Genomic DNA, 23,993 nt, shown 5'->3' on the forward strand with positions numbered 1-23,993 from the left:
ATCAACGTTTCTAGTGTCCCCAATTTTCTCGGCTTCGCCTACTTTTACATACTTACAAATTGCCCCCTCCCACATCATACACACACTAAAACACACTTATAAACATCAACTTTTCTCCTAATTTCTGTAAAATATATTGTTCTAAACTGCCTAATTTTATTACTTTTTTATATTCTTTTTAAGTTGTTTTCTCTCTTCTACGGATAGGATTGTGACTCGTTTAGGAGCAATAGACAAGAATAAAATTACACCCGCAACTGAAGCTGGAAACAACCTGACTTTATTTTTCTTTGAAGATGATTGAAGCTGTATGTAACAGATTGGATAAATTAAAAGCCATGCTAGGAGTGTCATTACAAAACTATACAATAGTGCTTCAAAAATTCTAAAAATTAATTCCATTTTTCTCTCCTTTATTTTTTTATTTTAATTTCAACTGTGTGATTTCTTCTTTCATATTTTGATACATTTCCATAATATGTTTAAAAACTATCGGATCAAAATTTTTATACTTCTCAACAATTGGCAACATTGGAAAACCATCTATTTTTTCAGAATTCAGATATTGAGTTACAATTGTTTTATCAGTTATCAATGACGCTACTCTTACTAAAGCAGGAATACTCGTTATTACTTCCTGATTCTGATAAAAAGTTATCAGAATATCGCCAACTTTTAAATTTAAATCCTCAAATTGTTCCTCCGTCACCTTGAAATAATAAGCCAATTCTTCCTGTCCTAATCCAGTCAAATAATAACCTCGAATAATTTTACAACACTCCATAATCCCCCTCCTTCACAAATCGAAATGGTGCATCGTAGTATTTATAGTTAGTCGCCGTCTCTTTTTGTTTGGGCTTCTGATAATGATCTAAAAATTGACGAGCTAGACCTTTTGTTTCAAATACTACTATCACATCATCGTGACGAATAAAATCACCATTATAAAAACTGAAGATTAGCCATTTATCCATTTTTACCCTCCTTATAAAATGCCCAAGACATCAATTGATTATGATACTTTATCTTGTCTGTTATACCTTGTAAACGCCCCTCTTCATCCACCACACAAGGAATTCCCTCACGTGTAATATAATGACAAAGCGAAGAGTAGTTCAATCTCAATTTCCTTGCAATTTCTTTCCTAAATAAACCTTGATGCGCCAACTTTCTAATCTCTTTCCCATACTGACTAGGCACATTAGGTATCCCTAAATCACTCCTTTTATGACACACAGAATGATAAGAACGACCAAGTAACCTAGCTTGTTCTTTCACAGTCATTTTCCCACTCATTCTTTTTAAAGCATTAATTTCCCAGTCGGACCATTTATCCAATAGTTTAGTTTGAGTTCCCTCTTTTCTCAATTGATGAACTTTTCCTCTAACTGCAGATGCAGTTCTTCCTAGATACATCGCTACGGTAATACAATTGTCGCCATCAGGATCTTCTGCAAACATTCTTACATAGTCTATTTCTTCTTGTGTCCATCGACGACACTTTTTTTCATTCATTCTTTTCCCTCCAGTATCATAGATATAATGTAATGGCAGTCTGGCTATTAAATTTTTTCCTACTTTTATCCCACATCCTCCTCAAATAATTCTCCTTGTATGACATGTTTTAAGCCCTCCTGTACATGATAAATAGTTTGGTTGATAATCTTTCTAGGTATCTTCAAAAGATGCGTAATGGTATCTAAATAGGCCTTTTTAGCATCTTGTTTCTTTTGCATAGCCGTTAAGATTATCATTCGAATAGAGGCTAATATTAATCCCCCTCCTCGCCCTTTTTTAACTTGTAAAAAAATTTTATGCTTCTCTACCAGTCTACGTAGAACGATTTTTAAGCTAGAACTGGCAATTCCAAGAGCAATCTGTAAGTCTTTTTGTGTCACTTTTAAAATAGTTTGATCTTGATTCGTTCTCTTTGTAATGTAAAACATAAGATCTTCTTCCCACTCGGAATAATGACTATTCTTTCTGTCAGCACGTTTCTTCTTAAACTTGTACCAACGTTGCTTCACAAAGAGATCTGAAGCCTTGAGTTCCTGATTGACCCATGCTTTACATAAAGTCATCACATAGTCACGACTAGCAGCTTCATATTTTCCTGAGTAGGCGCTTGTGATAATTTTATGATATTCAGCTGAAGAGAGTGGTTCGTCTAGATTCGCATTAAAACTAGAAAGAACCTCCTCACATTCTTCCTGATCGATTCCTGAAGAGAAGTTGGCTAAAGCTAGCGTGAAAAGAACGTTGTTTCTTCCCATCAAAGCTTTTCCACCTTTGATATTCCCCTCTCTCATCAGCAATTGATACCAGGGTTCATCAATCTGTTTCACCCCTTTAGATCCTGAAATAACCGTCAAATTGGGCTTTTTACTTTGGAAAGGAAGTTCTGATTGCTTCATCGACCAATCTAACCACTCCTTGAAGGAATAGGTATAGTCAGCTTCAAAGAATTCGACATTATCAGTTCGAGGAATCCGAGCAATCCCAAAATGGTTACAAGTCATATCTACTGGTAAAGTTTGAGCAAAGTATTTTCTCAAATTTTGAGAGATAGCTTTGGCCACCTTCACCACTCGAAATTGGGAATGAGCTGTAACATAGGCTGATTCTGAAAGGACAAAATAGGCTTGAAATCCTTTATCAGATTTTAGAATCAACGTCGGCATAAAACCTAGATCCAAGGAAGCAGTTAAAATATCTCCTGTCGTCATTTCTTCAGCTGAAGAGGTAATATCAAAGTCAATGTAGAATGTGTTAATCTGTCTAAGATTATCTTCAGAGTGGCCACGTGTAATCCGTCGACCAGCATCGCTATAGCTTCCGTAGCAATACACATTAGGAGTCCAGTGTGTAAACTGATCCTGATTCTCCAGCAATGATTCGACAGAGGTTAAAACAACACCACGTGCCTTCACCATATTTGCTTTTGAACGATAAGCAAATACAGAGCCTCGTCTTCCTTCTTCTGCTGAAGAGATGAGCTGTAGATGGCTATTCTTAAATTTTTGTGTTCTTAATCCGTCTTTTGTGATTAAGCTAAAGCATTCTTGTAACTTCATACTTCTCCTAATATTGCTGTTTGATGACATATCTTTTTATTAAAAAGTCAGTTATAATATAATTGATTAACAAAAGAAGAAAGGTATTTACTATGTTCGAACTTATCAAATCCAGTCTCAACAATCTTTATAAAATAAATCATTATCTACTTTTTTTACTTCTAACCTATCTCTTTATCCATAAAACGATTGATGATTTACTTGACTTTCTATTACAAAACATATCTTTACCAATATTTTCATTACATCTATTCATGCATCTATACATAGTTATATTGGTCTCATTCTTTTTCATTGAAGTTTTACAAAATTTCATAGATATTAACCCTTCAATCCAACGTCTCGTATGGGACACCAATGACTTTATACAATATATTTATTTATTCATCTGTTTCCACTCCAGAAAAATAATACTTCCACCTATGGAAAATGATCTTATTGTATTTATTTTCTTTATCGCTATTTTTGCATTTATAAAAAATAATTTTATTCATCTATGTAAAGAAATGACTAAAAATTTTAAACGGTATAATAAATGGGAAATTATATCTCTTTTTGTTTTTATAGCAATTTCATTTACTTTACAGACTAATTGGATAGCTGAAGGAATAGCGAAATTCCAAGTAGAATGGCTGATAGAATTATGCCAAAAATTGTCGTGACTAAATCATTCCAATAATCTAATTTTGGAGACTGAAAATATCCAACTCGTTTACCTGATAGGTAGTCCGCTTTATGGTTTCTAATTCTATTTAACCTGATTAAAAGTAGTCCCATAATCAAAATCATACTGATTGAATTTTCTAGTTTCCCCATCATTTCACCTCTTCATTTAAGTTCCAAAAACAATGACTACAGATAGTCTCATCATGGTCCATCCACCAGCAGCAACCCCATTTTTCATCAATACAGGGTGTTTCCCACGTGCATCCGCATTTTTGACAAATAGCTTTCGTTAATACTGCTTCTTTCACGATAATTACTCCTCATTGATTCTCATACTTTTAGGTAGCTTTTTACTCGGTAAACAGCAACCTTCAGATAAGTCCCCCTTGCTATAAAATTCAGGACTACTTGTCATTACATGGTCACTTCTTCTCCAGCCTCTACGAAGTTGTTTGTAAGATAAAGAAACACGCTTCTCAATCTCTTTAAAACTAAAGCCCAGTTTCAAATAGGTTGTGACAATAGCATTAGCATGTTCTTTGGACTCTTCGCTTCTTGTTCTTCGTTGAAAATTAATCTGCTTATCTTCTTCATTTAGTGCTATCTGATAGGCAATAAACAACTTCCGCATTTCCATAATTTTATGTTGCCAGGCCAAGCTGTAAGGTTGTCCTGAATATCGATTCACTAAGTCCTTTACGGGTTGTTTAAATTTCTTCTGGAGAGAATCAAACTCCCCAAGATCTGAGAATGGATCAATAAATCCTAATGGTTCATAATTTAATAATTGTTCTAGTAATTCCTGACGTCCTACTCGTTCCATATCAAATCCCCCATTTCTCAGCAAATAAAAAAGAGAGAGAACATTTCTGTTCTCCCTCACAGGAAAATTTGATTCAATCTAAAAACTCTTACCACTTACTAAGCTTTATTTTCATTGCCAGAGAGATTGAGAAGGAGGGTAAAGGTGCTTCCGAGGCCGTACTGGCTGGTAACTGTGATTTCTCCACCCAATTGATGAGCCAATTCACGCGCAATAGCAAGTCCTAAGCCATGACCACCTGTTTTCATGTTACGCGAAGTTTCTACACGATAAAGGCGTTTGAAAATATTCTCCAAATCCTCTGGGGCAATCCCCTGTCCCTCATCCGTCACACTGATTGAAAGCTGGTTATTTTCCAGCTTGGCCACCACTTCCAGCTTGGTTCCTGGAGCTGAGTATTTAAAAGCATTATTGACCAGATTCACCAAGATACGAGAAAGTTTGGCATAATCTCCCTCAATCCGTGCAGACTCAGGAATTACCTGCAAATGGACATCTCGCTCTTCCTGCTCAATCAAGAACTGAAATTCACTCATGCACTCAATCAAGAGCTGGTCCAGAAAAATGCTGTCTTTGCTGGTCGTTTCGACCTGATTTCTAGCTGTGTTTAGGGTCAAAAAATTCAACTCCTCAACCAGTTTATTGAGTCTTTCAGTCTGGCGCCCAATGGTTGCTAGATAATGGTCCTGTTCTCCTTCCTTGATAACCCCATCCAAAATCCCTTCTACCGTCGCTTGGATCGAAGTGATGGGGGTCTTGATATCATGCGAAAGTTGAGCAATCATCAAGCCCTTTTCTCGTTCGCTTTCTTCCAAGGAATCAAATGTCGCCTGCAAATCATGGGACATTTCATTGAAAGCTTGGCCTAATTGTTGAAATTCTACAGGGCCTTGAACCTCCAGATTTGCAGGGAAATCCTTGTCCGCTACTCTCTTGGCATGTTCCTTGAGTTTGCCCAATGAAGTAAAGACCGGCGATAGGAGAAAGAGACTAATCCCAGCACCGATAAAACTAGCCACTAGAGTCATACCCACTAGGAAATAAATTTCTCTTTCTTCAATTAGCATTCGCTGGATGGCCCAAAAAACCACGATAATCGTTAGGAGTGTTGAAATGACATACCCCACTAAAATATAACTTTTTAATTTCATTAACTACCTCGTGCTTTCTCAATTTTGTAGCCCAAGCCCCAGACGGTTTTGATGGTGGGTGTTTCTGAACTAGCATGTTTAGCCAACTCCTGTCGAAGAGCATGAATATGAACATTCAAGGTATTGGTGTCATCCACATAGTCTTCTTGCCAGACCTTTTCATAGAGGTCTGTCTTAGAGAAAACCCGCTCTGGATTGCTGGCTAAAAGCCATAGAAGTTCGAAGGATTTGACGGTCAAATCAAGCGCCACATCTCCAACTTGGACCTCATGGCTACCATGATTCATCCGTAAATTCCCGAGACTGACGACTTCTGTCTCACCTCCACGATGAAGGCGACGCAAGATATTGTGGACACGCAAAACCAGCTCACGAGGACTAAAGGGCTTGGCAATAAAGTCATCTGCCCCTAAGCTCAAGCCGTAAATCTTGTCCTGCTCACTGGTCTTAGCCGTGATAAAGAGAAAAGGCTGATCCGGAGATTGATACTGAACTTCGCTAATCAAATCATAACCATCCATCCGAGGCATCATGATATCTGTAATAATCAAATCAATTGGTTTTCTCTTGAAGATTTCTAAGGCCTCTACTCCATCATGGGCCACCAAAACCTGATATCCTGCCTGAACCAGATAACGTTGATGAATATCTGTGATTTCTACCTCGTCGTCAACGAGTAAAATTGTCTTTCCCATCTGTCTCTCCTTTGAAAAAAACAGTGCTATACCACAATAGTATAACACTATTTTAATCTCTTTACGAACATTCTAAACGATATCTGGATTTTTCATATCCTAGATAGAAAGTCTGTAGCTAGACTAGTCATTTTCTTCTTTTTTAGCTTTCAAACCGAGTCCACCTAGAAGTCCGGCCAAGGCTAATCCAAAGAATCCAAGAGTAGCCATTGATGTTTGGGCTTCACCAGTATATGGAAGCATGTCTTTTTGGTCTTTCATTTGATCAGCCATCATTGGACTTGATACCTTGTTATTAGATACCATCTTGCCTTCATCAGACATTTTGCTTGAGGCTGCTGGAGCTTGATCTTGTTTCATGCTTGGTGTTGCCATAGGCTGGCTAGCATTCATGGTTTTGTCCTGCTCTTTGTTAGGCATCATCTTATCCTGACTAGCAGCTGGCATTTTAGATTTCATCTCATCTTGATTGGCACTAGGCATTTGAGCGTTCATCTTAGATGCATCTTGATGACTATTCATCATTGGAGCCGGCATAGCTGAACCATTAGAAGATGGGACGAAACCTGACTGCATCGGAATCAGAGACTGATGTCCATGCAAGTTCACTGTCAAATCTTTTGTCGCTACAAGGTTGCTCAAGTCTGCCTTGCCATCTTTGGCACCGTACACTTTGATAGTAGCTTTATAGCTTTGAGTGCCATTTTGTTTCAAGAGGTCAAGAAGCTCTTTGTCTGATTTACCTTGAGTACCGGCCAAATCCACTTCATAGAAGTAAAGGCCTTTGCCCAATTTCTCTACTGGTGGAAGGGCGGGGTTTTTAGCTGAGCCATTGTCTGACCATGGAGCCTTATCGGAAGCTTTCAAGATAAGACGAGTTAACATACCGTCACCTGCGAAGAATTCGTATGGAATAACTTGATTGACACCGGCTGTGAATGGGCCTGGGAAGTTGGCTTTATCCAAGTAAGTAGCTGGGACATCTACTGTGTCTTTAGTATTGTCAGCCACACCTTTTTGGACTTCAGCTGGGGAAGTCAAGCCATTCAAGTTGACATCCAAATCTTTAGTCGCTACAAGGTTGGTCAAATCTGCCTTGCCATCTTTAGCACCGTAAACCTTGATGGTGGCTTTATAGCTTTGAGTGCCGTTTTGTTTCAAGAGGTCTAGAAGCTCTTTGTCAGATTTGCCTTGGGTACCTGCCAAGTCCACTTCATAGAAGTAAAGGCCTTTGCCCAATTTTTCTACTGGTGGAAGAGCAGGATTTTTAGCTGAACCGTTGTCTGACCATGGAGCCTTGTCTGAGGCTTTCAGGATAAGGCGAGTCAACATACCGTCACCAGCGAAGAATTCGTATGGAATAACTTGATTGACACCGGCTGTGAATGGGCCTGGGAAGTTGGCTTTATCCAAGTAAGTAGCTGGGACATCTACTGTGTCTTTAGTATTGTCAGCCACACCTTTTTGGACTTCAGCTGGAGTGGTTGCTGGTTGAGCTTCACTTGCTTCACGGTCTTGTCCAGAAACTGTAGCTGCAGGACTTTCCACAGGTTTAACCGCATCTTCTGTTTCTTTCTTAGATTCTGGTTTTGCTTGCACTTCTTCTTTTGGTGCTACTACTGGCTCTTTAGCACCTGCATCTGCTTTTTCTGGAGAGCTTGCAGTATCCAAGCTTGCTTTAGGTGTTGAGTCTGCCTGTTCTGAAGGAAGAGCTGTATCGACTGCTGTTTTGAGAACTTCTACTGGTAAGTCGCTCTTTTCACTCACCGAAGTATCATCTGACACAACTTGAGCAGGGGTTGGATTGACCACATCAGCACGTACAGAACTTGGTTGACCAACTAGGACAAAAAAGCCACTGGCTACAACAACTGAGGCAACACCGACACTAAGACGGCGAATAGACCAACGAGTATATCTTTGATTTGGATTGAATTTCATAGGATTCTCCTTAGAGTTTTTCTTTATTTGATGACTCTAGTATAATCTCCTAAAATTAAAAAGGATTAAGAAAAAGTTAAAATTTTTCTTAAATCCCTCTTATAAAATACTTATATTAATTAAATCCATAAACGGATTTGGTGATTTGATAGACGACATCGGAAAGTTTGCGGGCTGGCAAGACTGAATGTTTGGTCAAACGACTCAACATGGTCTTACGGATAGCCTGAAAGACCTCTGGATTTTCCTGCTGAATATAGGTCCATAGCTCACGTTTTTTTGCCAGATGCTCCGCTGTTCCAGCTCGGTTGAGGAGGGCACTGGAAATCACCGTCGTAATCTCAATATGATTCAAAAGATATTCTCGCATTTTTGGGTGACTCACTTTGGACAAATCAAGCTGGTCTACCAAGAGTCGATTGACCTTAAGTTGCTGGTCAATGCGCTTAATCATCACTTGCTCATTGACAGACTGGTCCTCACGCCCAATCAAATAACGATAGAAATCGACAGGCAGATAGTACATGGTCTTGACCTGCTGAAGGGGGGTAAAGACAAAGAGATTATCAACATAAAAGGTATGCTCAGGCAGTTGGAACTTGCTAGCTCGCAACAAATCTGTCCGATAAATCAGCGAGTGCATCATAATATACTGGCCTTTTGAGAAATTTCCAACTTGGTCCCAGCCAAAAATCTGCTGGACAGGCAAGACCGACTCGTAACTCATACTCTTCTTACGAGACTGGCCTTCCTTTTCATAGACAAAATTAGTAACAAAGGCATCCACTTCCTGCCCCTGGCTCTCTAGTTCCTGCAAGGTTTCAAGAATTTTTAGGTAAGCACGAGGATCTACCCAGTCATCACTGTCAACTACTTTAAAATAACGTCCAGAAGCCTCCGCCAAGCCGCGATTGACCGCACCGCCATGGCCTTTATTTTCCTGATAGATGCCTCTAACGATGCTAGGATACTTGCTAACTAAACGCTCAGCTATTTCCTGAGTCTGGTCCTGGGACCCATCATTGATAATCAAAATCTCAACTTGCTCACCACCAATCACTAGCGACTCCACACAATAATGAAGATAGGCTGCAGCATTATAGCTAGGGATGGCGATAGACAATAACTTCATGATCTACTCCTTTAGGGGACTGATTTTCTTACTCTCTCTTGTCACTTCTCTTTATTTTACCATAAAGTCCCGTTTTTGAAGGACTTTTACTGGAATACAAGGTGTTCTGGTCTCATTTGGGATACAGCTTTCTCTCTATCTGCTACCTTGGACATAAAAAAAGAGGGAAATCCCCTCCTTACGAATTTAATTCTGCCAAGTCATCTAGATATTGGTTGTTAATGACCGCCAAGATATAGGCATCTGCTTTCAAGAGGTCATTAGGACCAAACTGGACATCCAGTGGTAAATTTTCTTGTTCACGAAATCCTAGGACATTGAGGTTATATTTGCCACGTAAATCCAGCTGGCTCAAACTTTGACCTGCCCAAACACTCGGAATTTTCATCTCTACGATAGACACATTTTTATCCAACTGAAAGACATCAACATTGTTATGAAAGAGAATGGTCTGCGCTAGGGACTGCCCCATTTCATACTCAGGCGAGATCACCGAGTCGGCACCGATTTTTTCCAGCACCTTCTTAGCTGTCTGGCTTTTGACCTTGGCAATAACCCTTGGTACCCCCAAACTCTTACAGTGCATGACTGCAAGCACACTCGACTCTAGATTTTCCCCTGTCGCGACTACAACTGTATCACAGGTATCAATACCAGCGGTTCTGAGGAGTTCCTCATCTGTAATATCGCCCACAACTCCACGCGCCAAAACAGGCTCAAATTGATTGATACGCTCGGCGTGGTCATCGATGGCAATGATATTCATATCTTGCTTGGCTAGGGCCGTCAGGACACTACTCCCGAAAATCCCCAAACCTAAAATTCCAATCGTACGATCTGACATAGTTCTTCCTTTCTTATCCAATACTAATATCTGCTTTCATATACTGAATCAAATCTTTCTTATCAGGCTGGTAATCCGCTAGACTAACCAACAAGGTCAAAGGACCGATACGGCCAATGAACATGAGCACCATGACAATACTGAGGGCTAACTTGCCCAATTCTGGTGTCAGATTTGCCGTTACCCCAACTGTCGCAAGGGCTGAAATGGTCTCAAACATGAGGTAGATAAAGCGCGGTGTTCCTTCTGCTGTAATTCCCAGCAACACCAAGCCCAACAGGAAGGTCATCAAAAAGATAATGAAGACACTAAAAGATTTTTGGACTGTGCGAGCCTCAATGGTTCTCTGCGCAACATTGGTATGAGGTAAGCCCAGCAATTCACTACGCGCAAAGACCAGTAAGACGAAGAAAGTCGTAATCTTGAGCCCCCCAGCCGTCCCTCCAGGCGCTCCACCGAGAAACATCTGTAGGATATAGATAAATAAGGTCACAGGCCGAGCTTGGGTATAGTCAATAGAAGCAAAACCAGCCGTTCTCATGCTGACGGTTTGGAAAAAGCTAACCAACACTTTCTCTGTGATACTGAGATTGCCAATAGTCCCTGGATTGTACCACTCCGTAAAGAGTGTGGCTACTGTCCCAAACAGCAAGATCCCTGCAGTCAAGAAAAGGACCAGCTTGGTGTGGAAACGCAGACGGCGTTTTTTCTTCTTGTCAAACTGGGTTGCCAAGTCGAACCAGACCATAAAGCCAAGACCACCCGTGATAATCAAGCCAGCAATGACCAGATTGATCAAGGGATCCGTCTGAAAAGCCACTAAACTGCTACTTCCTAAATTATCAAAACCAGCATTACAAAAGGCTGAAATGGCTAAAAAGATAGAGGTAAAAATGCCTCGTCCCCAGCCGAACTCAGGAATAAAACGGAAACTTAGTAGAAAGGCACCCAAGCCCTCCACTAGAAAAGTCGTCAAAAAGATAGATCGCATAAAGGCCTTCAGCGACCGAGTCTCCCCGTAACTAAAGCTTTCCTGAATAGTTTCACGACTGCGAAGACTGAGCTTTTGCTTCCCCTGAATATAAAAGACCCCGATAAAAGTCATGAGCCCCAGACCACCAATCTGTATCAAGAGCATACAAATCAACTGCCCCCAGACATTATAGGTAGTAGCTACCGGTTGCGTAGAAAGGCCGGTTACACAGACCATAGACACCGTCGTAAAAAGATGGTCAAAATAAGTGGCCTGCGAACCACTCGCTTGGACAAAAGGCAAACTCAAAAGGAGAGAGCCTATAAAAATAACTCCAGCGAAACTTAAAAAGATGCGACGAGCTGGCGAAAGTCCGCCCAAGGCTCTCTCAATTTTTTTCACAAATAATTTGAATAACATACATCCATTGTACCATAAAAAGTAGGAGAGTAGCTATATCTGAAAGGCTATCTCAAGGCAGAGTTCCAAGGCCTTCTCGAAAGCTTCTGAACCCCAGTCACGACTATCGTACTGGTCCAAGTCTGCTAAGGAATCAGCTGTAAACAACAACTCTCCCCAGAGAACCCCACGCAGTTGGGCTACTGCTGCAAGCGCAGAACACTCCATCTCCACAACAGCACAGCCTTCTTCCTTGCGATAAGCCACCTTTTCAGCCGTTTCTCGGTAAAAACCGTCTGTCGTCCAGGTCATGACTTCTTCATAGGGAATCCCTTTGGCTTCCAACACTCGCTCAATAGCAGCAGTAGCCTCTGGCTGAATTTCCATATAGCGAGAAGGTGCCACATAGTGATAGCTAGCACCTTCGTCTCGTAAAGCCCGAACAGGGACTAGAAAGGCATTTTCTTCTATATCAGCTAGCACACCACAGGTACCTGTAGAGATAATCTGCTCCACACCATAGCCAATCAACCAATCCATAAACTGGGTTGCTGGAGCTGAACCGACAGGAGCCTGAGCCAGACAAAGTTCCTCGCCCTTGTAGTTGATGACATAGACTGGATAGGTCTTGGTGGCAGAAACGAACTCACCAACACAGTCCGCCTCGACTTCCCTCGCATAGCGATCAATCTCCTCACCCAAAAAGGCATAGACACACTTCTTGGGCAAGCGCAAGTCCAGCCCCTCATGATTGGGCATGATGACTGCCTGAGGATTGTCATCAAACTCTAAAATAGGAATCGCATGTTTCTGAATCATAGCCTACCTCCTCTGATTTTGTACTATTGTATCAAAAGCTGACAGAGTGTCAAGGAGGAAGCTGATGAACTGAGGAGAAAAAAGCATCCCAGTTCCGAAATGATTTAAAATTGCTTAATGAAGCACACTTGCTAAGATATAGAGTAAGTAAATGTGAGCTGGGTAAAAGATGATAAAACCCATAAAAAAGAAACAACCTCCGCTGTTCCTTCTTACTTCTATTTCACATCTATCTCCTTAATCACGCGCGCAGGATTGCCAGCTAGAACAACATTGTCTCCAAAGGACTTGGTAATTACGGCCCCTGCTCCTGCCACTACGTTATTGCCTAGTGTCACTCCAGGAAGGACAATAACGCCACCTCCAGCCCAAAAATTGTCACCGATGGTGATGGGCTTTCCGTATTCGACCCCTGAATTGCGTTCATGCGGATCCAGCGGATGGAGTGGGGTTAAAAACTGACAGTTGGGGCCAATCATAGCATTGTCTCCGATACGAATCGGGCAAACATCCAGCATAGTCAAGTTCCAATTAGAATAAAAATTTTCCCCTAGATGAATATTGACTCCATAATCGACCACCAGGCGTGGATTGATATAGAGATTTTCCCCAGTTGAACCAAACCAAGTCTTGATAATCTCCGCCCCTTTCAAGGAGTCTGGCTCCTGGTTAAAAGCAGCCTGTTTTTGACGAGAAGTCTGAGCCAAGGCCCGCAACTCGGGATCAAACGGATGATAGGGTTCCCCTGCTATCATTTTCTGGTATTCACTGGTCATTGTATTCTTCTCCTTATTCCCTACTATCATATCAAATTTTCTACATATCTGACTAGGATAAGACATACTTTCTACAGTTTATGCTCTGATTTTCATCACATTCGCTCTATCTTGCTAAACGAATACGGGGCACAATTCCGTCTGGATCTGTAACTTCCAGCTGGCTAGATGTCAACCACCTGATTGGTGCAGCAACTTCTTGTGCTCGCTCGGCAATCGTTAACAGTTCTTCCTTACTCGCAACTTCAATGACATAATAGGCCAAACCTGGCAAGCCCTGCTTACGCGGGGCCAGACCTTTTCCACCCCATTCATTGACTGCTAAATGATGATGGTAATCTCCAGCTGCAATCCAACTAGCGCTAGGCACACTTAATTTATCCTCTAGTCCTAACACTTTTTGATAAAACTGGCTGGACTTTCGACTATCCTTGACGGAAAGATGAATATGCCCCATTCTCGTACCTTCTGCTAGGATAAAGGGCTCTACTCTTTCTCCCAACTCATAGATGTCCTGCGCTGCAAGGGCTTCCGTCACCCCGATAATGCGTCCATCTTCTCGAATATCCCATGTGGAAACTGGTTTATCTCGATAGAGTTCAATGCCATTTCCCTCCAAATCTTCCAAGTAAATGGCCTCACTGTAACCGTGGTCTGCACCGCCGACAAGAGGAATCTGCAAATCTGTCAGGTGTTTCAAGACATCAGCCAAAGCCTTGCGTGTCGGCAGGAGAATGGCCAGATGGTAAAGGCCATAATGTTCCCTTACTTCTCCACTCTCTTGTGCTTGAATCAGCTGAACCAAGGCTTTTCCACCAAGTCCTAGAATAGCCTCTGTCTCAGTCTGTGATAAGATTTCCAAACCAATAACTTGCTGATAAAAGGTTGTTTGACTTGCCAAATCCTTTACATTTAAAACTGCCTCTGCTAAATAAATGTGGCTCTTGTATTCATAGATCATAACTATTTCTCTCTTTAATTGTAACTTTAATTGTTACAATCATTATATAATTTCCATCAAGAAAGTCAAGCCAGACAACTTATAGATTATGATTCTGTAATCTTGTCTATATGGGATTATAACGAGAGAATTTACAGAAAATTGACAATAAAGCCACCGAAATTTTTTAACCAACGCTATGATAACTCTCATCTCAATCCCAAAAAGAAAAGGAGCGGATAGAATATCCTACTCCTTAATCTTGTCAAAAAATCTAATTAGAATTAGTCTTCTTTTTTCTTGCGAGCAACAAGTCCAAATCCACTCAAGACTCCAAGAAGTCCAAGTGCTGCTAGGCTAGCATTGTCTGCTGTACCAGTGTTTGGAAGCTCTGCTTGTCCTTTAGCTTCTGATGAAGCTGCTGGAGCTTGTGGTGCTTCACCATTGACTGGGGCTGATGGCATCGCTGGAGCAGCTGGGTTAGCCGGTGTTGTTGGCTGACTTGGGTCTGTAGGAACTACTGGAGTTTCTGGCTGACTTGGGTCTGTCGGTTTCACCGGACTTGTTGGGTTTGTTGAAGGTCTTGCTGGAGAACCTGGTTGAGATGGAATGAGTGATCCTCCATTTGTAGAACCTTCTTTTTGAGGTCTTCCATTTGTAGTACGTTTAAATACGTGGATGACATCGCCAGTTTCTTTAACATTTATTGTTTCTACTAAGGCATATCCTGGGATCTCTCCAGCTGGGTTATCACCTTCAGCTAATGGTTTCACAGGTTTACCATTGACATCTACCTATACTGTAGAAGGTTTGTCAGATGTTGTTGGTTTAAAGATGTGTGTTACTTTGCCTGTTTCTGGGTTTGTAACTGTTCCTACTAGTTCGTAGTTAGGAGTTGATCCTGCTGGGTATGTTCCTGGTGTTACAGGTTTGATTGGGTTTCCTTTTTCGTCTACCCATTCAGTTGTTTTACCTTCTTCGATTGATTTCTTAACTTTTTCAGCTTCTTTCTTAGCCTCTTCCTTGGCTTTTTCTTTTTGCTCTGGAGTCAAGCTTGGATCTTTATCAATGTTCTTGATTTTTTCTTCCAAGTCTTTATCGACAGATTCTTTCGCTTTAGCTTTTTCTTCTGGGGTTTGATTCTCCTAGGTGATGATGGTGCAGCAAGATCTCAACGACTTCAAAGTCCAAGGCATCGTCGATATCATAAGAATAGAGTTTGGGCATTTCATAGGCTACTGTCTTATCCGTGTAAAAGGTCTCATCTCGTAGGTAAAGGTCCTTGCGAGAAATCCAGATGCTACCATTGGGATAGTAATAGACAGGTTCTTTTTGCCGAGCATAGTGCTTGGAAACCTGAGGTGGACGGATAAATGTCGACTCCTCCAACTGCAAGAAAAGACTACGACTCTTGTCTGCCTTGACACAAGAAATCAGATGGTCGGCGCCAGACTGACAGTAGAGTTGGTAGGACTCGATGAGGTGCTCCACCTCTCTCAGGGGCGAGGTCACCTGTAGATTCACAAAGACCTGGTCTTCCTCAAAGGGCTGCAAAAAGTCTCGTAAGGTCTCTAAGCTAGAGGTTGTTGATAGGGCCAATTCTTTTGGTCTATGGACACAACGAATCTCTGGATAGGCTTGTCTACAGAGTTCTAGATAGGCTAGTGAGTCTGAGGAAACCCAGATGTCACTAAATAACTTGGAGGCTAGAGCGACTTCTATGGTGTAGAAAACCAAGGGTTTGCCTGCAAGCGGTTTGATATTTTTATCCACTAAGCCGCGTGAACCCGAACGGATTAAAATCACGGCTATGGGTTTAGATTTTGCTTTCATATAGTTTTCCTAGAATTGAGATAAAAAGGGCAGATAGGGTGGTGATGATGCTATTTAACCAAGGATTAGGGTTAGCAAAGAAACCACTGTAATGATAGAGAACCAAGGCTCCTAGACTAAAGACCAGATAGATTTTGGCTAACTGTAAACTCGGTTTTTTGAGGAGTAGGACTAAGAGGTACAAACCACCTATCACACCTAGTATCAGGCCCATAAAGCCGTTAATCCACTCATAGATGGAGTAGATTTCTGCATTCATGAGTAAGAGGCAGAGGAGCCAGGACAGACCTGCTAAGACAAAGGATAGAAGGCTTGGCGACCAGCGAATCTTTGACCAGGCAAAATCCAACTTCAAGCAGGTCACGATTGCATTCATACTAGATGAAACCGTGGATTGGCCTGCTGCCAAGAGAGCCAACATGATGAAACTACCAAACCAAGGTGCCAGACCTTCCCGAGCATAGGCAATGAGAACAGGATTGGTCGATGTGGTGGCGAAATTTTCCTGCCGAATCAAGCAACCAATCAGATAGAGTAAACTGGCAATCCCAAAGGACAAGAGTCCCTGAAACCATAAGATTTTCCCAATTTTCCGACGTCCCATTTTGCTGTTAAAACGTTGAACGATATCCTGCGAAGAAACGTAGGAGAACAAACTACTAAAACCTGCTCCTGCAACTAAGATCAAGACCGTCTGCCCATCCAGTTTCTCTGCAAAGTGAGAGAGTTGTTGACTGCTATTCATGACTAAGCCAGATTGGGCAATTCTTGGTAGAAAAAGGGATAGTATAGCTAGCAGGACCAAGCCTTGAAAGAAATCCGTCCACAGCACAACCAAGAGACCACCCCTTGCCAGATAATAGACCGTCAAGAGAAGGAGTAAACCTGACAAAATCAGCTGATTGATAGGGATAAAGGGCTCTAAGGCCTGAGACAACAAGTAGGTCACCACTGCTATTCTCCCCAACTGGTAGAGGATGAAAAGCCCTGAAGCCAGTGAACGAATGCCCGCCGATTGAAACTTGTCCTCTAAAAGATGATAGGCTGTCTCGTAGTTTCCCTTTTGATAGAGGGGCAAAAAGTAGCGATGAGCCAGCGGAATGGCTAGAAAGATGCCACACTGGGCAAACCAGAGATAGGACCTGCCTGTATAGGCATTCCCCACCAGAGTCAGAAAGGAAATGGGGCTAAGCAAGGTCGCAAAGACTGAGAAGGCCAAAACTGTCACAGGAACAGCTTTCTTAACCCTATAGTAGTCCTCTTCGCTCCCTTTTTTGCGATAGGCAATCCAGGAAATCAAGCCGAAATAGAGCAATAGGGTGACTAGAATTCCCAACATCCTAGAAGTTCCTATCTAGTAGTTCTCTGTATGTTTGAGCTACTTTTTCTGTAAACATTGGTGGTAAAAACTTGGTATCATACCCTTGTTTCGCCAAAGTATCAGTCAACACTTCGCTAGCAACTAGGTATTTGTTTGTCTGGCGCAGATTGGCAAGACGTAAGTCTCGCATGATATCTTCATGAACGACTTCATAATAATTTTTGTCCGTATTTTCCATATAACGCCAGAGGCTGGGTTTGGGAACGATTTGTTGGTCACGGATAAAGAGGTCGGTTTGCTGGGCCCATCTGGCTAAAAACTTAACCAGCAAGTCCTCTTCAGAACGGATTTCTCCTCCTATGAGGTAGATGTATTCTGGGTAAAAGATAGTGACAATTCTCGACATGCTATACACTCTTTCTCTATTATTTACTTCTTATAGACGAAAAACCACCCTCACAAAAAGGCGAGGGTGGTTCATCCGTTACAATGCTTGGGGATTTCCTAGCAAGTTCCCCCTCAAAAGGACTTTATGCTATTCTATCACAAAGACTGACCATCTGCAAGATAGACTGGCTTAGATAGGATAGCTTGGGGGAGTTTTCTTATTACTTATAAATCGATTCTCTGAAATCATCTGTGCTACGTAGGTAGGCATTGTAGATTTTTTGTTTTAACAAGTGGACCCAACTTGCAGGTGCATGGCTTGTCGTACGGTCAATGTTAGCCACATCTTTTGCCACTGCTTGATTAATGAGTTCTTGCATTTGGGCAGCTGAACTAATTGTAATTTCCTTGCTGCTGTTTGGTACACCAAGTTCGTACTGAATGGTGATTGGTTTCAACTGATCTTGCTTACGAATACGTTGATTAAACATATCCTTCTTGAAATCAGACCATGAAGCGTATTGGTTGGCAAAGACATTTTTCAATACGAGGCTATCAGTAATGAGTCCCACATCTTTTCGTTGCCAATCTGAATAGGTAATGTCCCCGTTTCGTTTAGCTTCTTCTGCATATTGGTTGGATACATATGGTAAGAACCCATCTTGATAACCTTTTTCTGCCAACAATTCGTAGGCTGTCTTTCTAAACATGATGTCACCAGGCGCACCCTTTGGATTGTTGAGGGCAGCATAAATCGGTGAGAACATGCTGATAATATGATAGCCATTACGAGTATAGTCACTCTTATCACGATAAGCCCGACGGTTGATAATATCATTGTCAATCAAGGCATCCAGACTAGTTAGTTTACTTACTTCAGTATCTGTCAATGGGCGAACAGAGTTTCCTGCATGAGTTTGTTTATGGTACTTGTCCTCAATGTAGAAATTCTCTATTTTTCTAAACCATTTTTTCTTGACATCATTAGACTTGGTTAAAATAGCATTGGCTTCCATAGCATCCAAGGTGTACAAGACATCGTACATACCGTGAACATATTCTTGCAAGGCTGTAGCTGATGTGAAGCGACTTGACGGGTCATAAGTATGCAAGCGAGTTAGTGAATCCTTATCCCCTTTATAGAGAGTATTCAAGACAATAGCATCCTTATCTAGGTTGTCAGTAGATTGCAACAATCCTAAGGCATACAACTCTGCTCCCAATCCCTCACGACGACCTTTTCCTTCAAAGTAAATATGTCCGTCAGAATTGTGAACCATTTCATGGGTATAGACAGATGTTCCGTATTTATCTAACAAGCGGTCGCTGACATAGTGAACCTCTGAACCGTTGGCATAGGCTCCAGCTCCTTTACTTTCCCCATACCACTTACCAGTTGGTCCAAAGAAGTTGTAAATAGAAGCAATGGCCTTATCAGACAGGGTAGCCCAGTAATACTTGCTATTGCTATCTTTCATACCAAAGCCATCTGACACCATGACTGAACGGAAGAGTTTTTCTTTGTATTCTGGTGAAAGGAGGTGGTACCAGATATCGTAGTGGTCTCGTTGCCATTCAGCCGACTGGTCGACCTTAGCACGGACATACTGACGCAATTCCTCTCCTGACAAGACTGTATTATTAACACGGTCACGGTAGCGTTCGTAGCCACCAAAGGCCAAGGTAGAAAGATTTGAAATCACATAAACATCTTCTTCTGGCAATGTTAATAGCGGTAAGAGCATGTTTTTTAAGTTCCAACTTGGTGCCGTAATCCGGTCATAGACTCCCAGCGTATACTTACTATCTGGTGTAGCTGACTCTTGTTTGGCACGCACTTCTGGAATTGCTGACTTACTCTCTACGATATAGGCCTTGGTATTTGTCTTCAACCATTCATTATTGGTTTTAGTTGGTAGGAAGAGTTTTCTGTAAGACTCTAGTAAATCAGTCACTGTCTTACGTCCTTTTGCAGGGGCCAGGGTTGTTTCATAGGCACTTGGATTATTTGATGCCTTGAGATTTTCCATACCACTCTGACCTAGTGCAATGATAGTATCCAAGGTTGAAGCTGTGCTATTGCCATCAAAGTCAAACTTATAGCTATTGAGGTCCTTGGTGTTGATGTGATCGTAGTTGATATTGTACCAGCGATTGAGGTAGGTCAAACCAAGCAAGAAAGCTTCCTTGTTGTTCTTGATTTTCTCACTGATGTAGGTCGCTACACTATCTCCCATCGTATTGATAGACTTGTCCATGGCTAGCACTTTACGGAGATGTTCGCCGATATTGGCCTTAACTTTTTCAAACTCTTTGTCCAAATATAGCGGATCAAGTGAAGCATCTGCCTCAATGCCAAGGACTTTTCTCATGGCTGCCGAGTCATATTCGACTCCTTGCAAATCTGCTAGGACCTGATTAGTCACTTTTGTATAGTCAGATAGAAAGGCCTCTGGCGTAAAGATAAAGGGTTTACCTGCTACGCTGTACTCTGCAATTTGTGTATTTTTGAAGTCATCTTTGTAAGTGACGTCCAGATAACTGATTGTATTGTCAGCAAAATGCAACATAAGCTTATTGATTGCTGCTTTATTGGCCTGAATATCTGTGATGATGTCATTGTCCTTCATTGGTACAACATCCAGCAGTTCTGTGGTATAGAGCTTATCAGTAGGATCGACTTGATTTCCATAGTGAACCACTAACTCTTTGTTGTAGAAAGGCATTAATTTCTCAATATTGTGATAAGCAACTTTTCGACTAGCTTGGCCTTGGCTTAACTGAGTATAGTCCACACTTCGTTGATTGTCCTTGAGCGTTTGACCTGTATCGTCTAGTGTCACTGTCATACCATAAGACTGAACCTTTTCTCTGACCTGGTTTTGGGTGATTGAGGTCGCATAGAGATCGGCCTTCTTGTTCTCAACGGTAGTGCTAGCGTCTTTGATGTCCGCTCCCATATATTGGTCTCCTGTGATGGCATAACCATCTCTAGTATTAACCATGCTGACAACATGATGGATACGGCCATTTTGCCATGTAGAACCTGCTATACCTCCGACACGTGGATAGGTTGTCGTATTGAGGATGGTTCCACTTGCTAATGCATGAGAAACCAAAGCACCACTTTGAACTTTCCCTACAATACCTCCCGCAAATTGGTCATTGTTGCGGGCATTGCTAGAAATATTTGCATCAACAGCTACCTTATCAATCTTAGCCTTAGTACCAGATAGGAGCCCTGCTATACCTCCCACATAGTAAGGAGAAGCATCCGTATGCTTGGCCTGAATGCTACCTGTAAAGGAACTATTGCTTATTTCTGTATCCTGAGCCTTCGCTACCAAGCCTGCAACTGACTTGTTACCTGTCAATTGACCTTCTACAGCTACATTACTGATCTGGCTGTTAGTAGCCACTTTTGCTAGGCTAGCTGTGTCTTCTTGACGCTTAATCGCTACTGCTTTAAGGTCAATATCTTTCACAGTAGCCTTGGTCAAATTATCAAACAAGGCTGTCTTAAGGTCATAAATCGCAAATGGTTGCCCATCACTCGCACCGATAAGATTACCAGTGAAAGTGCCTGTCACATAGCTGGTTTGACCCTTAGCTAGGGCCACTTCATCAGCTGTCATATCAGCTCCAAGTTTAAAGGTTCCAGCGAGATTATCTTGCATGGCAGCAATCAATTTCTTGAAGGAAGTATAGACACCGTCCTTGGCAAGCTTTTGCTTATCAACTGTGAAGCTATAGTTATCCTGGTATGCTGAGCCTTCCTCTTGAACCAGTTCATTGAAGGCAACGGTTACCTTGTATTTCCCATCCTCTGTTTCCTTAATAGAGCTAACTGGGAGCAACATTTCTTTCATCTTATCTGATTTGATTTTGACAAAATAAGGTGACAAATCGCTTGGTACTTCTGATAAGTTCAGATAACGACGGTAGTGACCCTCTTCCTTACCATAGAGCCCCACTTCATCCACATCTTTGATTTCAATTTTTTTATAGTCTAATTGAAAATCTTTCGTTGATACTTCTGTATTTTCCTGATCAGATTGGCCTAGATTATAGGTCAAGTAAGTCTTAATTGTATAAGGAGTATAGTAGTCCAAACCATCAATCGTTTGCTGAACGGATAAATCTTTCAAATTCACTTCTTTAATCAGTGTTCCATTTTGAAAAATTTGGGCCTTGGCCTTAACAAAAGCAGACGTTGGGTCATCTAAGCGGTAGTTGACTGCTACTGCTTTTTTGCTCTCATCTTTAACCAGATTAGTAATTTCAACTGTTGGTTTGGTTTTAACAAGACTACCAACCTTGACAATCTCTTTGGTTGGTTCTACTTCTGTACGTGAGATTTCCTTGCTAGCTTCCACCTTACCATCTACGAGATAATCTTCATACTCGATTGTCCGTAAACCGTCTTTTCCTTCCTGAGCAATTTCTCGATGATTTTTTAAGATAGTCGCATCTTCAATTTCTTCAGTTTCATGAGGAATGGTTTCTGTTACTGTACGATGATTACTTGTCAAAGGCAGTTCAGGAAGAGCCTCTGCCACAGCAGCCTCACCTTCGTGACCCGACTCTTGGGTACCTTGAGTGCTGATTGGATCTGTATACGCTGGTTGAACGGGTTGAACTAGAGCCTCACCTTCATGACCTGACTCTTGTGTGCCTTTTGCTTCTACCGGGGCTGTGTACGCTGGTTGTGCTGGTTGGACTAGAGCCTCACCCTCGTGACCAATTTCTTGGGTCCCCTTACTGCTAACAACTTCTGTAGACTCTGGCACTGTTGGCTCAACTGGAGCTCCCTCCTGAGGACCTGTGTAAACTGGTAGTTCTGATTGAACCAGGGATTCGCCTTCATGACCTGACTCTTGTGTACCTTGGGTGCTAATTGGGGCTGTGTACGCTGGTTGCACTGGTTGAACCAGGGCAGCACCCTCATGACCTGGCTCTTGCGTGCCTTGAGTGCTAATTGGATCTGTATACGCTGGTTGAACTGGTTGAACTAGAGCCTCACCTTCATGACCTGACTCTTGGGTGCCTTGAGTACCGATTGGTGCTGTGTAGGCTGGTTGCACTGGTTGAACTAGAGCCTCACCTTCATGACCTGACTCTTGGGTGCCTTGAGTACCGATTGGTGCTGTGTAGGCTGGTTGCACTGGTTGAACTAGAGCCTCGCCCTCATGACCTGACTCTTGGGTGCCTTGAGTGCTAATGGGTTCTGTATAAGACGGTTGCTCTGCTTGAACTAGAGCCTCACCCTCATGACTTGACTCTTGGGTGCCTTGAGTGCTAATTGGGGCTGTATAAGACGGTTGCTCTGCTTGGACTAGAGCCTCACCCTCATGACCTGACTCTTGTGTACCTTGAGTGCTAATGGGTTCTGTATAAGACGGTTGCTCTGCTTGGACTAGAGCCTCACCCTCATGACCCGGCTCTTGGCTCCCCTTTGCTTGCACTACAGTTTCATTGTTTTTTTGTGGTTGAGGCTCTATAGGAGAAGGTGTTCCTCCTTGTTGTTCCTCTATCGTTGAGCTACCTACATTTTCTAAGTTAGACTTGCTGTCATGCGCCTTCTGTTTATTTGATTGCTTAACAACGTCTACTTTATTTTTCACATATCCAATATATGTATAACCAGGGATATCAACCGGAGCTGGCAAGGCATCTCCTGCCTGGACCGATAGTTGGGTATTATAGGCAGCTAGTGTTTCACTAGTCAAGGCAAGGACAGTTGGAGACAGCAACTGGCTTCCTAGACTGGTTACTAACAAGAATCGACTAATCTTGCTCTTACCATCACGTCCCTTAAGAACCACTACGACCAGCAAACTAAGGCCTGCCACTAAGGCAGCAGTTTCTAGGGAAGAGCTAGTTCCTGTGTTGGGTAGTACTTGATTGGCTCGATAAACCAGATAGTAAGTCGCATCAGATTCTTCCGCTACTTGTGGTAGGGATGTAACTAAGAGAGTCTTCTCTTCATCAGTCAAATCCGACTCTAAAACATAAGTATAATTAACGGCATGAGATTCTTGGGCAGATACAGTCTGTAGGCCAGTTCCCATCAAAAAGAAACACGCAACTGCTACAGATACAAGGCCAACTGCCAATTTTCTTAATGAGAAATTCTGTCTTTTTTCTCCACTAATTTTGAAATTCATATTCCCCTCTTTTTACATTTTTAAATTAGTATATTAATTTATAGCAAAATAT

Annotated in this window: 20 protein-coding genes and 1 pseudogene; 1 reads left to right on the top strand and 20 read right to left on the bottom strand. The window is 41.9% G+C overall.

The window, feature by feature from the left end:
• Positions 1–159 precede the first annotated feature (159 nt).
• From D7D53_RS08620 to D7D53_RS08640, 5 genes are all read right to left on the bottom strand, one after another.
• A complete protein-coding gene (locus tag D7D53_RS08620; RefSeq protein ID WP_038804257.1) occupies positions 160–402 on the bottom strand; it encodes a hypothetical protein in 243 nt (80 codons plus the stop codon).
• 19 nt (positions 403–421) lie between these two features.
• A complete protein-coding gene (locus D7D53_RS08625; RefSeq protein ID WP_120770706.1) occupies positions 422–784 on the bottom strand; it encodes a hypothetical protein in 363 nt (120 codons plus the stop codon).
• Positions 771–974 (bottom strand): hypothetical protein, encoded by a 204-nt coding sequence (locus D7D53_RS08630; protein WP_038804259.1) that lies wholly within the window; start codon positions 972–974, stop codon positions 771–773. Before D7D53_RS08630 ends, D7D53_RS08625 begins: the two co-directional genes overlap by 14 nt.
• On the bottom strand, positions 967–1,515 hold the full coding sequence (locus D7D53_RS08635; RefSeq protein WP_120770707.1) for a hypothetical protein: 549 nt from the start codon (positions 1,513–1,515) through the stop codon (positions 967–969). The genes D7D53_RS08630 and D7D53_RS08635 overlap by 8 nt, the downstream gene beginning before the upstream one ends.
• Positions 1,516–1,580: 65 nt before the next feature.
• Positions 1,581–3,074 (bottom strand): primase C-terminal domain-containing protein, encoded by a 1,494-nt coding sequence (locus tag D7D53_RS08640; RefSeq protein ID WP_120770708.1) that lies wholly within the window; start codon positions 3,072–3,074, stop codon positions 1,581–1,583.
• Between the two features lie 422 nt (positions 3,075–3,496).
• Between D7D53_RS08640 and D7D53_RS10020 the strand changes: the two genes are divergently transcribed.
• Positions 3,497–3,736: a hypothetical protein gene (locus D7D53_RS10020; protein ID WP_162927895.1), complete on the top strand. Its 240-nt coding sequence runs from the start codon at positions 3,497–3,499 to the stop codon at positions 3,734–3,736.
• Positions 3,737–4,053: 317 nt separating this feature from the next.
• Here D7D53_RS10020 and D7D53_RS08650 read toward each other — a convergent pair whose 3' ends face one another.
• The 15 genes and pseudogenes from D7D53_RS08650 to D7D53_RS08720 form a co-directional block, all read right to left on the bottom strand.
• On the bottom strand, positions 4,054–4,563 hold the full coding sequence (locus D7D53_RS08650) for a modification methylase Sau96I (RefSeq protein WP_120770709.1): 510 nt from the start codon (positions 4,561–4,563) through the stop codon (positions 4,054–4,056).
• Positions 4,564–4,661: 98 nt separating this feature from the next.
• Positions 4,662–5,714, bottom strand: coding sequence for a sensor histidine kinase (locus tag D7D53_RS08655; protein ID WP_000769779.1), 1,053 nt, complete (start codon positions 5,712–5,714; stop codon positions 4,662–4,664).
• Positions 5,714–6,409 (bottom strand): response regulator transcription factor, encoded by a 696-nt coding sequence (locus D7D53_RS08660; RefSeq protein WP_000520654.1) that lies wholly within the window; start codon positions 6,407–6,409, stop codon positions 5,714–5,716. The genes D7D53_RS08655 and D7D53_RS08660 overlap by 1 nt, the downstream gene beginning before the upstream one ends.
• Before the next feature lie 123 nt (positions 6,410–6,532).
• A complete protein-coding gene (locus D7D53_RS08665) occupies positions 6,533–8,350 on the bottom strand; it encodes an SSURE domain-containing protein (protein WP_120770710.1) in 1,818 nt (605 codons plus the stop codon).
• 115 nt (positions 8,351–8,465) lie between these two features.
• The gene (locus D7D53_RS08670; protein ID WP_120770711.1) at positions 8,466–9,482 is read right to left on the bottom strand and encodes a glycosyltransferase family 2 protein; all 1,017 of its coding nucleotides are present in this window, start codon (positions 9,480–9,482) and stop codon (positions 8,466–8,468) included.
• A gap of 178 nt (positions 9,483–9,660) precedes the next feature.
• On the bottom strand, positions 9,661–10,326 hold the full coding sequence (locus D7D53_RS08675) for a potassium channel family protein (protein ID WP_120770712.1): 666 nt from the start codon (positions 10,324–10,326) through the stop codon (positions 9,661–9,663).
• Positions 10,327–10,339: 13 nt separating this feature from the next.
• Positions 10,340–11,719, bottom strand: a complete 1,380-nt coding sequence (locus D7D53_RS08680; RefSeq protein ID WP_120770713.1) for a TrkH family potassium uptake protein — start codon at positions 11,717–11,719, stop codon at positions 10,340–10,342.
• A 33-nt stretch (positions 11,720–11,752) separates the two neighbouring features.
• On the bottom strand, positions 11,753–12,517 hold the full coding sequence (locus D7D53_RS08685; protein WP_120770714.1) for a nucleoside phosphorylase: 765 nt from the start codon (positions 12,515–12,517) through the stop codon (positions 11,753–11,755).
• A gap of 218 nt (positions 12,518–12,735) precedes the next feature.
• A complete protein-coding gene (locus tag D7D53_RS08690; RefSeq protein WP_120770715.1) occupies positions 12,736–13,293 on the bottom strand; it encodes a sugar O-acetyltransferase in 558 nt (185 codons plus the stop codon).
• Between the two features lie 106 nt (positions 13,294–13,399).
• On the bottom strand, positions 13,400–14,254 hold the full coding sequence (locus tag D7D53_RS08695) for a VOC family protein (protein ID WP_120770716.1): 855 nt from the start codon (positions 14,252–14,254) through the stop codon (positions 13,400–13,402).
• A 263-nt stretch (positions 14,255–14,517) separates the two neighbouring features.
• Positions 14,518–15,369 (bottom strand): annotated as a pseudogene (locus tag D7D53_RS10375) (LPXTG cell wall anchor domain-containing protein); the annotation flags it as partial.
• Positions 15,350–16,066: an acylneuraminate cytidylyltransferase family protein gene (locus tag D7D53_RS08705; RefSeq protein WP_120770717.1), complete on the bottom strand. Its 717-nt coding sequence runs from the start codon at positions 16,064–16,066 to the stop codon at positions 15,350–15,352. The gene D7D53_RS08705 and the pseudogene D7D53_RS10375, both read right to left, overlap by 20 nt.
• A complete protein-coding gene (locus D7D53_RS08710) occupies positions 16,050–17,405 on the bottom strand; it encodes a sodium:solute symporter family transporter (RefSeq protein ID WP_120770718.1) in 1,356 nt (451 codons plus the stop codon). Before D7D53_RS08710 ends, D7D53_RS08705 begins: the two co-directional genes overlap by 17 nt.
• A 1-nt stretch (position 17,406) precedes the next feature.
• Entirely contained in the window at positions 17,407–17,793 is a 387-nt protein-coding gene (locus D7D53_RS08715; RefSeq protein ID WP_245941796.1) for a hypothetical protein, read from the bottom strand.
• 202 nt (positions 17,794–17,995) lie between these two features.
• The gene (locus D7D53_RS08720) at positions 17,996–23,941 is read right to left on the bottom strand and encodes a ZmpA/ZmpB/ZmpC family metallo-endopeptidase (RefSeq protein WP_120770719.1); all 5,946 of its coding nucleotides are present in this window, start codon (positions 23,939–23,941) and stop codon (positions 17,996–17,998) included.
• Between the last annotated feature and the right edge of the window lie 52 nt (positions 23,942–23,993).

The organism is Streptococcus gwangjuense, assembly GCF_003627155.1.
Lineage (GTDB): Bacteria > Bacillota > Bacilli > Lactobacillales > Streptococcaceae > Streptococcus > Streptococcus gwangjuensis.